A 15,511-nucleotide genomic window follows, 5' to 3' on the forward strand; every position below is an offset into this window, starting at 1 on the left:
CCGCTGGACGCGTGAAGCGGGCGGCCGGCAGTGCGGACGCACCCTGGCACGACGCGCGCCCTGCTTTCGAGGACTCCCGGAAGGAGCCCGGACCGGAGCCTGCGCCGAAGCCCGAGCGGGCTGCGGAGCCCGAGGCATCGGACGCCTCTGCGCAGGACGGGCGAGCCCACGGCCCGGCCGGCGCCTCTGAGCCCGAAGCCGGTGCTGACCGCGACTCCGGTCCCGAGCGCGATCCCGGTCCCGAGCCCGAAGCCGGTCCCGAGCCCGAAGCCGGTGCTGAGCGCGAGGCCGCACCTGAGCCCGAGGCCCCGTCCCCGCCCGGCCCTTCCGCCGACCCCGGGCGCCCCGGCCACTCCGAACGCCCCGATCACCCCGCTGGAGGCGATACCGCGTGAACGACGTACTCGACGTCGCCCTCCGCCTCGTCATCGTCTTCGCCGTGTTCATGGTGGTCCCGCTCGTCGTGGGGCAGGCCGAACACAAGGTCATGGCCCACATGCAGGGCCGCCTCGGCCCGATGTACGCGGGCGGGTTCCACGGCTGGGCCCAGCTCGTCGCTGACGGGGTGAAGTTCGCGCAGAAGGAAGACGTCGTACCGGCCGAGGCGGACCGCCGCATCTTCCAGCTGGCACCCGCCGTCGCCCTGCTGCCGTATCTCCTCGTACTCGTCGCCATCCCGATCGGCCCCAGCGAAGGAGCGGTCGGCCAGGTCGTCGACGCGGGCATCTTCTTCGTCCTGGCGGTCATGGGCGTCGGCGTGCTCGGCTCGCTGATGGCGGGCTGGGCCTCGGCCAACAAGTTCTCCCTCCTCGGCGGTCTCCGCACCGCCGCGCAGCTGCTCGCGTACGAACTGCCGATGCTGCTCACCGCAGCCTCCGTGGCCATGGCCGCCGGTACCGTCTCGCTCCCCGGCATCCTCGACGCCTTCGAGTGGTGGTGGCTGCCCTGGCAGATCGTCGGCGCCGTGGTCTTCTTCGTGGCGGGACTCGCCGAACTCCAGCGCCCGCCCTTCGACATGCCGGTCGCCGACTCGGAGATCATCTTCGGTGCGTACACCGAGTACACGGGTCTGCGCTTCGCCCTGTTCCTGCTGGCCGAGTACGCCGGGATCGTCGTCCTGTGCGGTCTGACTACTGTGCTCTTCCTCGGCGGCTGGCACGGGCCGTGGGGCGCCGACGGGCTCGGCTGGGTCTGGACCCTGCTCAAGACCGGCCTTCTCGCGTTCGTCGTCATCTGGCTCCGGGTCACCTACCCCCGCCTGCGTGAGGACCAGTTGCAGAAGCTCGCCTGGACCACGCTCATCCCCCTCGCCCTCGCGCAGATCGCGCTCACCGGCATCGTGAAGGTGGCGATCAACTAGTGTCCCCGATCCCCGGCTCAGGCCTGGCCAAGGGTCTCGCCGTCACCCTGCGGACCATGACGAAGCGCACGGTCACCGCGCAGTACCCGGACGTCCAGCCCGAACTGCCGCCCCGCACCCGGGGCGTCATCGGGCTGTTCGAGGAGAACTGCACGGTCTGCATGCTCTGCGCCCGTGAATGCCCCGACTGGTGCATCTACATCGACTCCCACAAGGAGACGGTGCCCCCGGCCGCCCCCGGTGGCCGCGAGCGCAGCCGCAACGTCCTGGACCGCTTCGCGATCGACTTCGCCCTGTGCATGTACTGCGGTATCTGCATCGAGGTGTGTCCCTTCGACGCGCTGTTCTGGTCGCCCGAGTTCGAGTACGCGGAGACGGACATCCACGAACTCACCCACGAGCGCGACAAGCTCCGCGAGTGGATGTGGACCGTTCCCGAGCCCCCTGCGCTCGACCCGGGAGCCGAGGAGCCCAAGGAGATCGCCGCCGCCCGCAAGACGGCCGACAAGCTCCGGGCCCAGGAGGAGCGGGAGGCCCAGGAGGAGCGGGAAGCCCGGGGGGCCCAGGCAGGTCAGGGAGCCCAGCCGGATCCGACGGCGGAACAGGAGGGGCAGGCGTGACCCTCGCGGCTACCGCCGGGCACCCCGGCTTCCTCTCACCGACCGGCGTCGAGATCGCCTTCCTCCTGGTGGGGCTCGCCACACTCGGCGCAGCCCTCATCACCGTGACGACCAAGCAACTCGTTCACGCGGCCCTCTGGCTCGTCGTGGCGCTCGGTGGCATAGCGGTGGAGTACCTCCTGCTCACGGCCGAGTTCATCGCGTGGGTCCAGGTCCTGATCTACGTCGGCTCCATCGTGGTGCTCCTCCTCTTCGGGCTGATGCTCACCAGGGCTCCCATCGGCCGTTCCCCCGACGCGGACTCGGGCAACCGCTGGATCGCCCTCGGCGTTGCCGTCGCCTCCGCCGCGGCCCTCGTCTGGGTCGTCGTGGACGCCTTCCGTACGACCTGGATCGATCTGGACGGCCCCGCCCAGGGCTCCACCAAGGCCTCCGGAGAATTCCTCTTCCGGCACTGGGTGCTCCCCTTCGAAGCACTCTCCGTCCTGCTCCTCGCCGCCCTCGTGGGCGCCATCGTGCTGTCCCGCAAGGGAGACGAGGACGGCAAGGGCGACGAGGACGACAGGGCCCGAAAGGGCCGGGAGGACCGAAAGGCCCGACCGGGCACGCAGGGCACGCACGCCGGCCAGGGCACGCAGGGCACGCACGCCGACCAGGGCACGCACGCCGACCAGGGCACCCAGGGCGGGCAGGCGCGTCCGGCCGCGAACCGGGAGGACCAGAGCTGATGCACCTCGCCTATCCCGCGGTCCTCGCCGTCCTCCTCTTCTGCACGGGCCTGTACGGGGTACTCGCCCGCCGCAACGCGATCCTCGTCCTGATGTCCGTCGAGCTCATGCTCAACGCCGTCAACCTCAACCTGGTCGCCTTCGACGTCTGGCTCCGCGACGCACTCCACGCCGGCCAGGCCCTCACCCTCTTCACGATCGCCATCGCGGCGGCCGAGATCGGCATCGGCCTCGCGATCGTCCTGGCCGTGTACCGCAACCGCGGCAGCTCGGATGTGGACCGTCTCCGTGACACCGCGGAGACCGACGCCGCCGAAACGCTGCCCGACGCCGACGCCGACGCCGACGCTGATGCCGACGCCGCCCGGGGCACCACCGCAGACCAGGCCACTGCTCCGGCAGGGAAGGCAAAGAAGGCAGAGGCCACCGCGTGACCACCACGACCCTCGCCGCCCTCGTCCCCCTCCTCCCCTTCCTGGGCGCCGCCGCAGGGCTGCTCCTGGGCCGGACCGCGCCCGGCTTCGTCCGTCCCCTCGCCGTCCTGCCGACCCTCGCCGCGGCCCTCCTCGCCGTCGTTGTCGCCGTGCGCCAGGGCGGCGGCCGGCCCATCGACGCCGCGACCCAGCTGACTCCCACGGGCTCGGTCCCGATCGACCTGGCCCTGCACCTGGACGGCTTCGCCGTCCTCGTCGCCGTCCTCGTCGGACTCGTCGCCACCTGCGTACAGGTCTACTCGACGGCGTACCTGAAGAACGACGCCCGCTACCCCTCGTACGCAGCCCTCGTCTCCCTCTTCACCTCCGCGATGCTGCTCGTCGTCTACTCGGGCGACCTGATGGTGCTCCTGATCGGCTGGGAGATCATGGGCATCTGTTCGTACTTCCTCGTCGGCCACTACTGGGAGACCCCCGAAGCCCGCGCCGCCTCCCTCAAGGCCTTCCTCGTCACCAAACTCGGCGACGTCCCCTTCCTCATCGGCCTGTTCGCGCTCGCCGTGGACACCGGAACCTTCCGCATCACCGGCATCCTGGCCGCCGTCACCAACGGCGGACTCGACCACCCCACCCTCACCGCCCTGCTGCTCCTGGCCGGCGTCGCGGGCAAGTCCGCGCAGTTCCCCCTGCACACCTGGCTGCCCGACGCGATGGCCGGCCCCACCCCCGTCTCCGCGCTCATCCACGCCGCGACGATGGTCGCCGCCGGCATCTACTTCGTGGCGCGGCTCCTTCCCGTCTTCGCCGCCTCCGGCGCCGCCCTCGTCGTCCTCGCCGTCATGGCGGCCGTCACGATGACCGGCTCCGGACTCGCCGCACTCGCACAGGACGACATCAAGCGCGTCCTCGCCTACTCGACGATCGGCCAGCTCGGCTACATGTCCGGGGCCCTGGCCGTCGGTGACCGCGGGGCCGCCGTCTTCCACCTCCTGTCGCACGGTGCGTTCAAAGCCGTCCTCTTCCTCGCGGCGGGCGTCGTCATCCACGCGGCGGGAACCAACTCACTCGCCGCCATGTCCCGCATGGGCGGGCTGGCCAAGCGCATCCCCGACGCCTACTGGACGATGACCGTCGCCCTCCTCGCGCTCGCCGCCATCCCCCCGTTCGCCGGCTTCTTCTCCAAGGAAGCCGTCCTCGTCGCCGGACTCGCCGCCGCGGTCCTCACCGCCGCCTACGCCACCCGACTGTGGCTCCTGGCCTTCCGCGGGCGCGGCCCCCAGGCTCCCGACCACGGCCGGCAGCCCGTCGCGATGACCTCCGTCCTCTGGGTCCTCGCCGTCCCCACGATCACCTTCGGTCTCACCGCCGGCGCCCTCACCGGCTGGTTCGACGGGCACAGCCTCACCCCCTCCCTCACGACCGCCGTCCTCTCCACCGGTGCCGGCCTCGTCGGCGGACTCGTCACCTACGGCACATGGCGCCACACCACCGCGCGCGCCGGCCGCCCCCCGGTCGGTGCGGTGGCCGCCCATCCCGGCGCCGAACCCGCTCTCGTGGAGGCAGAGGCCATCGCCTCGCACACGGCGGCGTACGGCACGATCGCGGGCGCCCCCGACCCCTCGGATCCCGGCCGCCTCCTGCTGGGCCCGCTGCACCGCCACGCCGTCACCGGCTTCCACCTCGACGCCCTGTACACGGCGCTGTTCGTCCGCCCCGTGCAGGCCGCCGCACGGCTCGTCCGCTTCCTGGACCGTGAGGTCGTCGACACCTACGTACGCGGTTCGGGCAGCATCGCCCGCGGGCTCGGCACCGCGGTCCGCCGCACCCAGACCGGGAACGTGCAGACCTACCTCGGCGCGCTGCTCGCCGGAACCCTTGTCCTGGCGATCGCCGCCGTCGTCCTTGCCAACGTCTACGCCGGGGCGTGAACCGTGCTCGATATCAGCGCATCCGTGATGCAGTTCCTTCTGGCGTTCATCGTCGTCGCCCCGCTCATCGGCGCGGCCGCCGCGCTCCTGCCCGCCCCGCCCGGGCTCAAGGGCAGGAACCCCGGCCAGGCCGTGCTCCGCCACGGCGTGACCGTCACCGGCGCCGTACTCCTCGCCTCGCTCGTCCTGGCCGCGGGCTTCGACCACGCCCACCCGTCGAAGATGCAGGCCACCACGGACATCAGCTGGATCCCGGCACTCGACGTCCGGATCCACCTCGGCACCGACGGCATCTCGCTCCCCCTCCTCGTGCTGACCGCGCTGCTGACCTTCCTCTGCGCGGTCCACAGCTACTTCAAGCCCCACGCAGGCCCCTCCCCGAAGGCCTTCGTCGCTCTCGTCCTCGTCCTCGAGTCCGGCACCCTCGCGACCTTCGCCGTCCTCGACCTGATGCTGTTCTTCCTGGCCTTCGAGATGGTCCTCATCCCGATGTACTTCCTCATCGCCCGCTGGGGCGGCGACCGGAAGCAGCCCGCCGCCTGGAAGTTCATCCTCTACACCCTGCTCGGCTCCGTGATCATGCTGCTGGGGCTGCTCCTCATCGGACTGAAGAGCGGCACCTTCGACATGGTGGCACTCGCCACTGACAACGGCCGCGGCCTCACCACGTCCGTGCAGGTCATCGCCGTACTGGCGGTCGGGATCGGCCTGGCCGTGAAGACCCCGATGTGGCCCCTGCACAGCTGGCTGCCCGACGCCCACACCGCGGCCCCGACCGTCGGCTCCGTCCTCCTCGCCGGCGTACTGCTGAAGATGGGCACGTACGGATTCGTGCGCATCCTGCTCCCGGCGGCCCCCGACGGGATGCAGACCTTCGCGCCGTACCTGGCGGCCTTCGCCGTCGTCGGGATCATCTACGGGTCCCTCGCCTGCCTCGCCCTCGCCCGCCCCGGAGCCAAGGGCGACCTCAAGCGCCTGATCGCCTACTCCTCCGTCGGGCACATGGGCTTCGTGCTCCTCGGCATCGCGACCATGACCCCCACGGGCGTGAACGGCGCGCTCTTCGCGAACATCGCCCACGGCCTCATCACCGGCCTGCTGTTCTTCCTGGTCGGCGCCATCAAGGACCGCTACGGCACAGCGGACCTGGACACCCTGTCCGGCGCCACCGGGGCCGCTCTCTACGGCCGTGCGCCCCGGCTCGGCGGCCTCCTGGCCTTCGCCGCCGTGGCCTCCCTCGGGCTGCCCGGCCTCGCCGGGTTCTGGGGCGAGATGCTCACGCTGTTCGGCGCCTTCGACCCCGCCGAAGGACTCAGCCGCCCCGCCTTCCTCACCTTCATGTCCATCGGCGCCCTCGGCACCCTGCTCACGGCCGCGTACATGCTGATCGTCGTACGCCGCGTCTGCATGGGCGAGCACCGTGAGCAGCCGCACCCGGTCGCCGACATCCAGCACCACGAGTTCGCCGCCTGGACCCCGCTCGCCGCCCTGACCGTCCTCGCCGGACTCTGGCCCGCCGTCCTCCTCGGCCTCAGCGACCCGGCCGTGCAGAAGCTCCTCGCAGGAGGCAAGTCGTGACCGTGGCAGCCGGCAGCGCAACCGGGGCGGCAGGCCTCGTCCAGTCCGTCGACTGGCTCGCGATCGCACCCCCCGTCATCGCGGCGTCCACGGCCCTGCTCGTCCTCGTCGCCGATCTCTTCACCGGCGAACGGCGCAAGCCCCTCCTCGGCCACGGCGCCGTCGCCGGGCTCGTCGCCGCCCTCGCCATGACCGTCCCGCTGCGCGCCGGGGACCGCTCCACCTTCTGCCTCACCGGCGGGACCCAGGCCTGCAGCTACACCGCCGACCACTTCGCGCTCGTCATCCAGGTCCTCGTGCTCGGCGGCGCCCTGCTCACCGCACTGCTCTCGATCGGCGACACCCGCAAACTCCCCGCCGGCGAGTTCTGGTTCCTGCTGATGTGCTCCGCGGCCGGAGCCGCGCTCCTCCCCGCCGCCCGGGACCTCGCCACCCTCGTCGTCGCCCTCGAAGTCGCCTCGCTCCCCGCGTTCGCCCTGGTCGGCATCAAGCGCGGCGACCGCCGCTCCTCCGAGGCGGCCCTCAAGTTCTTCCTCTCCTCCGTCGTCGCCACCGCCGTCATGCTCCTGGGCGTCAGCTTCGTCTACGCGACCACCGGCACCCTGCACCTCACGGAGATCGCCGCCCGCCTCGACGACGTACCGGACGGGCTCTCCGCCCTCGCGGGGGCAGGCGTCGTCCTCACCCTCGTCGGCTTCGCCTTCAAGACGGCCGCCGCGCCCTTCCACTTCTGGGTCCCCGACACCTACGTGGGCGCTCCGCTCCCCATCGCCGCCTACCTCTCGGTCGTCGGCAAGGCAGTCGGCTTCTCCGGCCTCATCCTCGTCACGGTGATCGGCTTCCCGTCGTACGCCGACGTCTGGGGACCCGCCCTGGCCGTCCTCGCCGCGCTCACCATGACCCTCGGCAACCTCGCCGCACTCCGGCAGACCGCCACCCGCGCGCGCAGCGCCGTACGGCTCCTCGCCTGGTCCTCCGTCGGCCAGGCCGGCTACCTCCTCGTGCCGATCGCCGCCGCCGCGTACTCCAGCGACACGCAGATCGGCTCGACCGTCGCCTACGCGCTCATGTACGCCGTGGTGAACCTCGGCGCCTTCGCGGTGGCCGCCCTCGTCGCCCGCACCCGCCCCGCCAACCGTCTCAGCGACTACCGCGGCCTGTACGCCACCCGCCCCCTGGCCGCACTCGCCCTGGGCTTCTTCCTGCTCTGCCTGGCGGGACTGCCGCCCGGCATCATCGGCCTCTTCGCCAAGGTCACGGTCTTCTCCTCGGCCGTCGACGCCGGGCTCGGCTGGCTCGCCGTCGTCATGGCCGTCAACGTGGTGATCGCGCTCTACTACTACCTCCGATGGACCGCCGCGCTCTTCAAGGCCCCGGAGGCGGACCCCGCTGCCGAGGCGGAGCCCCCGGCGCACAAGCACCGGATCCCCGCTCCGCTCACGCTGGCGATCGCCCTCACCGCCGTAGCGGGAATCACACTGTCCGGCGCGCCCCAGCTCATCCTCCGCTTCGCCGCCGTCAGCCTCTTCTGACCGTCCCCGACCGGTTTGCCGACGGAACCGTGCGCAGGGCATGGTCATGCGTGCACACATCACGGAAGCGGATGCGGGACGCGTACGCATGACGAGCACAGAGGAGCCAGAGCGGTGCTGAACGGGTTCAAGGACTTCATCCTCCGCGGGAACGTCGTCTCGATGGCCATCGGCCTCGCCGTGGGAGCCGCCTTCACCGCTGTGGTCACCGGCTTCAGCAACGCGTTCATCGTGCCGCTGATCGGTCTCGTCACCCGGGGTACCGGAGACTTCAGCAAGGCCTCCTACAGCGTCGACGGCGTGACGTTCCCGTACGGCCTCTTCGTCAGCGCCGCCATCGCCTTCCTCATCACCGCCGCCGTCCTCTACTTCCTGGTCGTCCTCCCCATGGCCAAGGTCCAGAACCGCTTCACGACCAAGCAGGAGGAGCAGAAGGCCCACATCAAGGCCGCCCTCCGCGACTGCCCCCGCTGCTTCGCCGAGATCCCCTCCATCGCCTCCCGCTGCGCCCACTGCACCAGCGACGTCGAGCCGGACGCGGAAGCCCGCGCGCTCGCGGGGCTCCCCGTCCAGCGCTGACCCACCGCCGCAGGCGCTCACACGCCCGCGCGGACGCACCCACCCGTACGGCCCAGGGGCGGATCCACCCGGATCCGCCCCTCCCGCCTGTGCCTCCGGCCACCTCGCACAAGGGAACTAGCTTCCTTCGCCTCGCGTTGACCAGTACGGGAGGCTCCACTGGAGAGTGGAGCACCACCGAGCAAGGGTTCCCCTGCTGCACCACTTGGAGGGCGTACCGTGCACCGCCGGCACAACGGGCTGAAAACCGCTGTACTGCTCGGGGGCCTCTCGGCCCTCATCATCGTCATCGGCAGCTCCTTCGGACGGACCGGCCTGATCGTGGCCCTCCTCGTCGCGCTCGCCACCAACGCCTACGCGTACTGGAACAGCGACAAGCTCGCCCTGCGTGCCATGCGGGCGCGCCCGGTCAGCGAATTCGAAGCGCCGCAGCTCTACCGCACCGTCCGAGAGCTCTCGACCGCGGCGCGCCGGCCCATGCCCCGGCTCTACATCTCCCCGACCCAGGCGCCCAACGCCTTCGCCACCGGCCGTGATCCGCGCAACGCCGCCGTGTGCTGCACCGAAGGGATCCTCCAGATCCTCGACGAGCGCGAGCTGCGGGGCGTCCTCGCCCACGAGCTGAGCCACGTCCACAACCGCGACATCCTCATCTCGTCCGTCGCGGGCGCCCTCGCCTCGGCCATCATGTTCCTGGTCAACTTCGCGTGGCTCATCCCCGTGGGCCGGTCCGACGACGACGACGGCCCCGGCCTCCTCGGAATGCTCCTGATCATGATCCTCGGCCCGCTCGCCGCATCCGTGATCCAGCTCGCCGTGAGCCGCTCCCGGGAGTACCAGGCCGACGCGTCGGGGGCCCAGCTCACCGGCGACCCGCTCGCCCTGGCGTCCGCCCTGCGCAAGCTCGACGCCGGGACCAAGCAGCTTCCGCTCCCGCCCGAACCGAGGCTCGAAACCGCGAGCCACATGATGATCGCGAACCCGTTCCGTCCCGGCCAGGGCATGTCCAAGATGTTCTCCACCCACCCGCCCATGGCCGAACGCATCGCCCGACTCGAGCAGATGGCAGGGTACCGACCGTGAAGACGATCCTGAACGTCATATGGCTGATCCTGTGCGGACTCTGGATGTTCCTCGGCTACATCGCCGCAGGGCTCCTGCTCTGCGTCACGGTCATCGGCATCCCCTTCGGCCTGGCCGCGTTCCGCATCGGCGTCTACGCGCTCTGGCCCTTCGGTTACTCCGTCGCCGACCGCCGCGACGCCGGAGGCCCCTCGCTCATCGGCAACGTCCTCTGGGTGGTCCTGGCGGGCTGGTGGCTCGCGCTCGGCCACGTCTTCACCGGCATCGCCCTGTGCGTCACGATCATCGGCATCCCGCTGGGCATCGCCAACTTCAAGCTCATCCCGGTCTCGCTGATGCCCTTCGGCAAGGAGATCGTCCGGACCGACCAGCCGTTCGCCGTCCGCTAGACGTACGTCACCCCTGGCAGGGAAGCCCGGCCGGCAACCGCACCCGTCCCCGCAGGCGTCCTCGCTTGCAGGAACAAGCGACGGGTAGGAACGCGAACATGAGCATCATCAGCTGGATCATCCTCGGGCTGCTGGCCGGCGCCATAGCCAAGCTGCTCCTGCCGGGCCGTGACCCCGGCGGCATCATCGGCACCACCCTCATCGGCATCGTGGGTGCCTTCCTCGGCGGCTGGCTGTCGTCCCGCTTCCTGGACCGCCCCATCAGCACGGACTTCTACGACACGGCCACCTGGGTCGCGGCCGTGGCCGGATCCCTCGTCCTGCTGATCGCCTACCGGCTGCTCTTCGGCCACTCCCGCGAACGCCGCTGACCCCCGCCCGCACAGCCCCTCCGGACACGGCCACGGGGCGGGCAGTGCCGACCGGCACACCCGCCCCGCCGCGTCCCGCTGCACACGGCAGCGAAAGCTCTACCGGTAGTTGGCGAACTGCACCGCGAAGTCGAGGTCCTTGCCCTTGATCAGCGCCTGCACCGCCTGCAGGTCGTCCCGGCTCTTGGAGGTGACCCGCAGTTCGTCACCCTGGACCTGCGCCTTGACGCCCTTGGGGCCCTCATCGCGGATGATCTTCGCCACCTTCTTGGCGTTCTCCTGGGAGATGCCCTCCTCGATCGAGGCGAAGATCTTGTACTCCTTGCCGGAAAGCTGCGGCTCGCCCGCGTCCAGCGACTTCAGGGAGATCCCGCGCTTGACCAGCTTGGTCTGGAAGATGTCGAGGATCGCCTTGACCCGCTCCTCGCCGTTCGCCTCCATCAGGATCTTCTCGCCGGACCAGGAGATCGACGCGCCCGTGCCCTTGAAGTCGAAGCGCTGGGAGATCTCCTTGGCGGCCTGGTTGAGGGCGTTGTCGACCTCCTGCCGCTCGACCTTCGAGACGATGTCGAAACTGGAGTCGGCCATGACGTGTGGCTCCTTGCGTCGTATGCGTTGGGGTACGGCACAAAGCCTAGCCACCCGCGCCCGCACCTGGTGCTGATCAAACGGGTAGCGGAGCACCCCCGGGTATCAGGTATCGTTTACGTCGTCGCCAAGGAGCCCCAACCGGCTTCTGACGCGTCGTTCCAGGCGGTGTGCCCGAGTGGCCAAAGGGAGCAGACTGTAAATCTGCCGGCTCAGCCTACCCAGGTTCGAACCCTGGCGCCGCCACAGGACGGGAAACCCCGTCCGACCTGATTGAACACCAGGTCGGGCGGGGTTTCTGCGTGTGTGCACGTGGGACCGCGGAAGACGCCGACCGGCCCACGAAGATGCCCCGTTGCCCCTGCCCCCTACGCGTCGTGCTGTCGGCGCACCATCTCGGTGATCCAGACGGGCGCGTACGGAGACGTGCAGCCCGGGGGTGTCGGGTAGTCCTTGAACACCTCAAGGCGCTCACCGATGCCGATCGCGCGGGCGCGGTGCTCTTCGTGGGCGATCCCGATCCGGGCCAGACAGTGGTTCATCGCCCACTGCGGGCGAGCCGGGGCGTTCTTCATCTCCGCCTCGATGATGTCGAGGAGCCCCGCGAGATCGAGGCCGTCGGGCTTCCTCGCCACGCGTTCGGTGGTCAGGGCCCAGCCGGCGCTCGCGACCACCGGGTCCGGATCGGCCGGCCAGGCCAGGCGCAGCTCCTCGGCGTGGGGGCTCTTCTTCACGACGTAGTTGACGAGCCAGTCGTGCACCTTGGGGGGACGCGCCTCGCGCACCATGGCATCCAGCTCGTCGCGCTCGAACGCTCCGGGGCGGCAGATCAGGAGTGCCAGCAGTCCCGCCGCGGTGTCCTGCGTCTCCCAGAGCCCGCGGGAGAGTTCCTGCTGCGTCTTCAGCCGCTTCGCGAGCGCACGCAGCCGGCCGAGGTTCACACCGTGATCGTCACCGTGCTTCTCGTTCACCGCGCGGATCCTGGGGTCTTCGAGGCCGGCCAGCTCGGCCATCACCTCGGCCACCGTCGTCCCGCCCGGCGTCGTCCCGTCCGGTGTCTTCCCGGCCACCTCGGCCTCCTGTCCCTCGCGTAGGCATGCACCCTACGGCCCGCTGCGGGCCGCCGGCCGGTCACGCCGTCCGGTGCTACGCCCCGTTCCCGGCCGGGCGCCGCAGGAGGTAGACCCCGGCGCACGTGGCCAGGGCCGCCATGCACGCGATGAAAACCAGCCCGGCGTCCTGGAGACCGAGACGCACCGAGAGGACACCCACGCCGATCACCGGCAGCGAGATGCCCGCGTACGCCACCACGAACAGCGTCGAGATCACCGCAGCCCGCCGGTCCACGGGCGAAGCCGCGGCCACCTGGGACAGGGCGGCCCGGAATGCCAGCCCCTGGCCCGCGCCGCCCAGGAGCGCGCTCAGCACGACCAGGGGCAGCAACTGCCACCACAGTGCGGCCGCGAGCAGCGCCAGCCCGCCGAGCAGACCGGCGCAGCCCAGCGGCAGTGCCCGTTGTCTACCGATCCTGCCGACCGCCGACTGCCCCGCGATCGAGGCGATGAACGCCAGCGCGACGATCAGCCCGCTCACGGCGTGGTTGTCCACGTCGAGGAACTGCGCGAGGAACGCCGGGCTGACGGAGGTGAACACCCCGAACAGCGCGAACCCCACGAAGGAGGCGAGCGCCGCGGGCCTGAACACCGCCCGGACCCCGGACGGCAGCCCGGGACGCTGCGGGCGGACGGTGTGCAGGGGCCGCCGCTCGCCCACGGTCTCCTTCAGGCCGCACAGGACGACTGCCGAGACCGCCAGCAGCACCAGGTGCACGGCGAACGGCAGGTACAGCGGCCAAGGGGCGTACTGCGCGAGGATTCCGGCGAGCAGCGGCCCGCAGCCCAGGCCGCCCATGTTGGCCGCCGTCGCCACGAACGAGGCCCTGGACGAGCCCTTCCCGGGCGCCAGCTCCATGACGTACGCGGTGGCCGCCCCGGTGAACAGCCCGGCCGACAGCCCCGACAGCAGCCGCCCCACGAAGAGCCAGCCCGGAGAGGTCGCGCACAGGAAGCAGACGGCGCTCGCCGCCGCGCAACCCAGGCCCCACAGCAGCACAGGGCGTCTGCCCACCGCGTCGGAGGCGTTTCCCGCCAGCAGGAGCACCCCGATGACCCCGAACGCGTACACGGCGTACACGACGGTCACCGTCAGCTCGGAGAAGCCGAACTCGTCCTGGTAGAGGCTGTAGAGGGGGGTCGGCAGGGTGGTTCCGGCCATGCACACGGCGAACACCGCCCCGCTGAGGCAGCAGGGGAGCCGGCCTCGGCGATCGAGGACACCGTCCATGCGCCCGACGCTATCCTGCGGATGCTCCGGTGGACCGGAACGCCTCGCGCGGCGGGTGCCGGACCGCTCAGCCGCCCCCCGGCCGCAGGGCGGTACCGCCGTCCGGACGCGTCGGGGCGGGGAGTCAACTGCGGCGGTGCTGGGCCCGCTTGGCGCCGCGCAGCCGCTTGACCACGTACGCCGCGACGGCCACGACCACCAGGGCCAGCACCACCTTGGAGGCGAGACCGACGTAGGTCTCCACGGCCTCCCACTGGTCACCCAGCCAGTAACCGGCCATCACCAGGACCGAGTTCCAGATCAGGCTGCCGAGGGCGGTCAGCGTGACGAAGACGTGCAGCGGCATGCGCTCCACACCGGCGGGGACGGAGATGAGGCTGCGGAAGACCGGCACCATGCGGCCGAAGAAGACCGCCTTGGTGCCGTGCTTCTCGAACCACTCCTCGGTGCGCTCCAGATCGGAGGCCTTCACCAGCGGAAGTCTCCCCCATATGCGGTGCATGCGGTCACGGCCCACGCACGCGCCGATCCAGTAGAGCGCCAGCGCTCCCACGACCGAGCCGAGTGTGGTCCAGAACAGCGCCGAGGCCAGGCTGAGGACCCCCTGCCCGGCGGCGAAGCCGGTCAGCGGCAGGATCACTTCGCTCGGCAGGGGCGGGAAGAGGTTCTCCAGGGCGATGGCCAGTCCGGCTCCGGGGCCGCCCATGGCCTCGACGAGGCCGGCGGCCCAGCCGGCGATGCCGCCGGGTTCCTGCTGCTGGGCGCTGTACATGAGGTGCATATGGGTCTCCAGGTCGGCGGGTCGTCACCCCGGGGCGTGTACCCCCGATCGCCCTCCACGTGAGGAACCCGCCGGGCCCGCCCTCAGTTCCCCGCGATGTCCTTGACCGCGACCGTCACCGGTTTGCTCCCGCTGATCAGTTCGAGCGTCAGGCCCGCCGTGGCCGGGGTGTCCAGCAGTTCCAGCAGGACCGCCGCCACGTCGTCGCGGGGGACCGGGCCGCGGCCCGTCGAGGCGGCGAGCAGCACCTGGCCGGTTCCCGCGTCGTTCGTGAGCATGCCGGGGCGCAGGATCGTCCAGTCCAGGCCGCTCCTGGAACGCACGTACGCGTCCGCCTCGCCCTTGGCCCGCTGGTAGACGTCGAAGACCTCGTCACCGGGGTGACCGGGGTCGGCGCCCATGGAGGACACCACCACATGGCGCCGTACGCCCGCCCGTTCCGCCGCGTCCGCGAAGAGCACGGCCGCTCCGCGGTCCACCGTGTCCTTGCGCGCCGAGCCGCTGTTCGGGCCCGCGCCGGCCGCGAAGACCGCCGCGTCCGCCCCTCGCAGGACCTCCGCCGCCTCCTCGACCGACGCGGCTTCGAGGTCCAGGACGACGGGCTCGGCGCCTGCCGCCCTCAGGTCCTCACTCTGCTGCGGGTCGCGGATGACGCCCACCGCTTCGTCACCGCGCGCGGCGAGCAGCCGCTCCAGCCGCAGCGCGATCTGACCATGTCCACCTGCAATGACAATGCGCATGTCTCCGACCGTACGCCGTGAGGCGCCCTCGTGCTCAAGGCCCGCCGCCGGGGCCGGAATCGGCGCCTCCCTGGCGGGGGAGACCGAGGGCGGTCCCGGAGCCGCGGTATTCACGCACGGCGCTCGTCCGCACCACCACGCGCCCCCGGTGCACCACGATCCTGCTGTACGCCAGGGAGAGCGCCCCGGCCAGCCCGTCCCCGCGTACGGCGAGCAACTCGGCGGGGAAACCGGCCTCGACGCGCACTCCGGGCAGTCCCAGGGCCGCTCTGGCGGCGCCGGAGACGGCTTCGTAGGCGTCCTCGGGGCTGAGACCCCCCTGTGAGGCCAGCAGATAGGCCGCCTCCAGGGGGTCGCCGCGGCCGACCGGGTGGGAGCTGTCGCGCAGGGCTCCGCCGCCCGCCGCCACCCGCACCCCGGCGGCACGCAGCAGCTGTACGGGCGGGGTGCCGCGGAG

The 15,511-nt window shown here is 71.2% G+C and carries 16 protein-coding genes, 1 tRNA gene and 1 pseudogene; 12 read left to right on the plus strand and 6 right to left on the minus strand.

Annotated elements, in window-relative coordinates; genetic code table 11:
• Window positions 1-391 precede the first annotated feature (391 nt).
• From VN520_RS16980 to VN520_RS17030, 11 genes are all read left to right on the plus strand, one after another.
• Window positions 392-1,360, plus strand: a complete 969-nt coding sequence (locus tag VN520_RS16980; RefSeq protein WP_325747766.1) for a complex I subunit 1 family protein — start codon at window positions 392-394, stop codon at window positions 1,358-1,360.
• The gene (locus VN520_RS16985; RefSeq protein ID WP_325747767.1) at window positions 1,360-1,980 is read left to right on the plus strand and encodes an NADH-quinone oxidoreductase subunit I; all 621 of its coding nucleotides are present in this window, start codon (window positions 1,360-1,362) and stop codon (window positions 1,978-1,980) included. The genes VN520_RS16980 and VN520_RS16985 overlap by 1 nt, the downstream gene beginning before the upstream one ends.
• Window positions 1,977-2,708: an NADH-quinone oxidoreductase subunit J gene (locus VN520_RS16990; RefSeq protein WP_325747768.1), complete on the plus strand. Its 732-nt coding sequence runs from the start codon at window positions 1,977-1,979 to the stop codon at window positions 2,706-2,708. Before VN520_RS16985 ends, VN520_RS16990 begins: the two co-directional genes overlap by 4 nt.
• On the plus strand, window positions 2,708-3,142 hold the full coding sequence (gene nuoK / locus VN520_RS16995; RefSeq protein ID WP_325747769.1) for an NADH-quinone oxidoreductase subunit NuoK: 435 nt from the start codon (window positions 2,708-2,710) through the stop codon (window positions 3,140-3,142). The genes VN520_RS16990 and nuoK overlap by 1 nt, the downstream gene beginning before the upstream one ends.
• Entirely contained in the window at window positions 3,139-5,070 is a 1,932-nt protein-coding gene (locus VN520_RS17000) for an NADH-quinone oxidoreductase subunit L (RefSeq protein WP_325747770.1), read from the plus strand. Before nuoK ends, VN520_RS17000 begins: the two co-directional genes overlap by 4 nt.
• Window positions 5,071-5,097: 27 nt before the next feature.
• Window positions 5,098-6,648, plus strand: coding sequence for an NADH-quinone oxidoreductase subunit M (locus VN520_RS17005; RefSeq protein WP_325747780.1), 1,551 nt, complete (start codon window positions 5,098-5,100; stop codon window positions 6,646-6,648).
• The gene (locus VN520_RS17010) at window positions 6,645-8,180 is read left to right on the plus strand and encodes an NADH-quinone oxidoreductase subunit N (protein ID WP_325747771.1); all 1,536 of its coding nucleotides are present in this window, start codon (window positions 6,645-6,647) and stop codon (window positions 8,178-8,180) included. The genes VN520_RS17005 and VN520_RS17010 overlap by 4 nt, the downstream gene beginning before the upstream one ends.
• A gap of 114 nt (window positions 8,181-8,294) precedes the next feature.
• Complete coding sequence (gene mscL, locus VN520_RS17015) at window positions 8,295-8,759, plus strand: large conductance mechanosensitive channel protein MscL (protein WP_325747772.1); 465 nt, start codon at window positions 8,295-8,297, stop codon at window positions 8,757-8,759.
• 219 nt (window positions 8,760-8,978) lie between these two features.
• Entirely contained in the window at window positions 8,979-9,842 is an 864-nt protein-coding gene (gene htpX, locus VN520_RS17020; protein ID WP_325747773.1) for a zinc metalloprotease HtpX, read from the plus strand.
• Window positions 9,839-10,231, plus strand: coding sequence for a YccF domain-containing protein (locus VN520_RS17025; protein ID WP_325747774.1), 393 nt, complete (start codon window positions 9,839-9,841; stop codon window positions 10,229-10,231). Before htpX ends, VN520_RS17025 begins: the two co-directional genes overlap by 4 nt.
• A 98-nt stretch (window positions 10,232-10,329) precedes the next feature.
• Window positions 10,330-10,602: a GlsB/YeaQ/YmgE family stress response membrane protein gene (locus tag VN520_RS17030; protein ID WP_325747775.1), complete on the plus strand. Its 273-nt coding sequence runs from the start codon at window positions 10,330-10,332 to the stop codon at window positions 10,600-10,602.
• A 99-nt stretch (window positions 10,603-10,701) separates the two neighbouring features.
• Here the strand turns inward: VN520_RS17030 and VN520_RS17035 are convergent, their stop codons facing one another.
• Window positions 10,702-11,190 (minus strand): YajQ family cyclic di-GMP-binding protein, encoded by a 489-nt coding sequence (locus tag VN520_RS17035; protein ID WP_325747776.1) that lies wholly within the window; start codon window positions 11,188-11,190, stop codon window positions 10,702-10,704.
• Window positions 11,191-11,354: 164 nt separating this feature from the next.
• Here VN520_RS17035 and VN520_RS17040 point away from each other — a divergent pair.
• A tRNA-Tyr gene (locus tag VN520_RS17040) sits at window positions 11,355-11,436 on the plus strand.
• A gap of 122 nt (window positions 11,437-11,558) precedes the next feature.
• Here VN520_RS17040 and VN520_RS17045 read toward each other — a convergent pair.
• From VN520_RS17045 to VN520_RS17065, 5 genes and pseudogenes are all read right to left on the minus strand, one after another.
• Window positions 11,559-12,203, minus strand: coding sequence for a DNA alkylation repair protein (locus VN520_RS17045; protein WP_325747781.1), 645 nt, complete (start codon window positions 12,201-12,203; stop codon window positions 11,559-11,561).
• 133 nt (window positions 12,204-12,336) lie between these two features.
• Window positions 12,337-13,533, minus strand: coding sequence for an MFS transporter (locus VN520_RS17050; protein WP_325747777.1), 1,197 nt, complete (start codon window positions 13,531-13,533; stop codon window positions 12,337-12,339).
• Between the two features lie 124 nt (window positions 13,534-13,657).
• Window positions 13,658-14,314, minus strand: coding sequence for a DedA family protein (locus VN520_RS17055; protein ID WP_325747778.1), 657 nt, complete (start codon window positions 14,312-14,314; stop codon window positions 13,658-13,660).
• Between the two features lie 83 nt (window positions 14,315-14,397).
• Window positions 14,398-15,054, minus strand: a complete 657-nt coding sequence (locus VN520_RS17060; protein ID WP_325747779.1) for an SDR family oxidoreductase — start codon at window positions 15,052-15,054, stop codon at window positions 14,398-14,400.
• 34 nt (window positions 15,055-15,088) lie between these two features.
• Window positions 15,089-15,511 (minus strand): annotated as a pseudogene (locus VN520_RS17065) (hydrolase); the annotation flags it as partial.

Source organism: Streptomyces sp., from assembly GCF_035563135.1.
Lineage (GTDB): Bacteria > Actinomycetota > Actinomycetes > Streptomycetales > Streptomycetaceae > Streptomyces.

Excerpts from the sequence above, each read along its gene's own strand:
- nuoK (WP_325747769.1), top strand. The coding sequence starts at position 2,708 with ATGCACCTCGCCTATCCCGCGGTCCTCGCCGTCCTCCTCTTCTGCACG.
- VN520_RS17005 (WP_325747780.1), top strand. The coding sequence starts at position 5,098 with ATGCAGTTCCTTCTGGCGTTCATCGTCGTCGCCCCGCTCATCGGCGCG.
- VN520_RS17030 (WP_325747775.1), top strand. The coding sequence starts at position 10,330 with ATGAGCATCATCAGCTGGATCATCCTCGGGCTGCTGGCCGGCGCCATA.
- VN520_RS17035 (WP_325747776.1), bottom strand. The coding sequence starts at position 11,190 with ATGGCCGACTCCAGTTTCGACATCGTCTCGAAGGTCGAGCGGCAGGAG.
- VN520_RS17045 (WP_325747781.1), bottom strand. The coding sequence starts at position 12,203 with ATGGCCGAGCTGGCCGGCCTCGAAGACCCCAGGATCCGCGCGGTGAAC.
- VN520_RS17050 (WP_325747777.1), bottom strand. The coding sequence starts at position 13,533 with ATGGACGGTGTCCTCGATCGCCGAGGCCGGCTCCCCTGCTGCCTCAGC.
- VN520_RS17055 (WP_325747778.1), bottom strand. The coding sequence starts at position 14,314 with ATGCACCTCATGTACAGCGCCCAGCAGCAGGAACCCGGCGGCATCGCC.
- VN520_RS17060 (WP_325747779.1), bottom strand. The coding sequence starts at position 15,054 with ATGCGCATTGTCATTGCAGGTGGACATGGTCAGATCGCGCTGCGGCTG.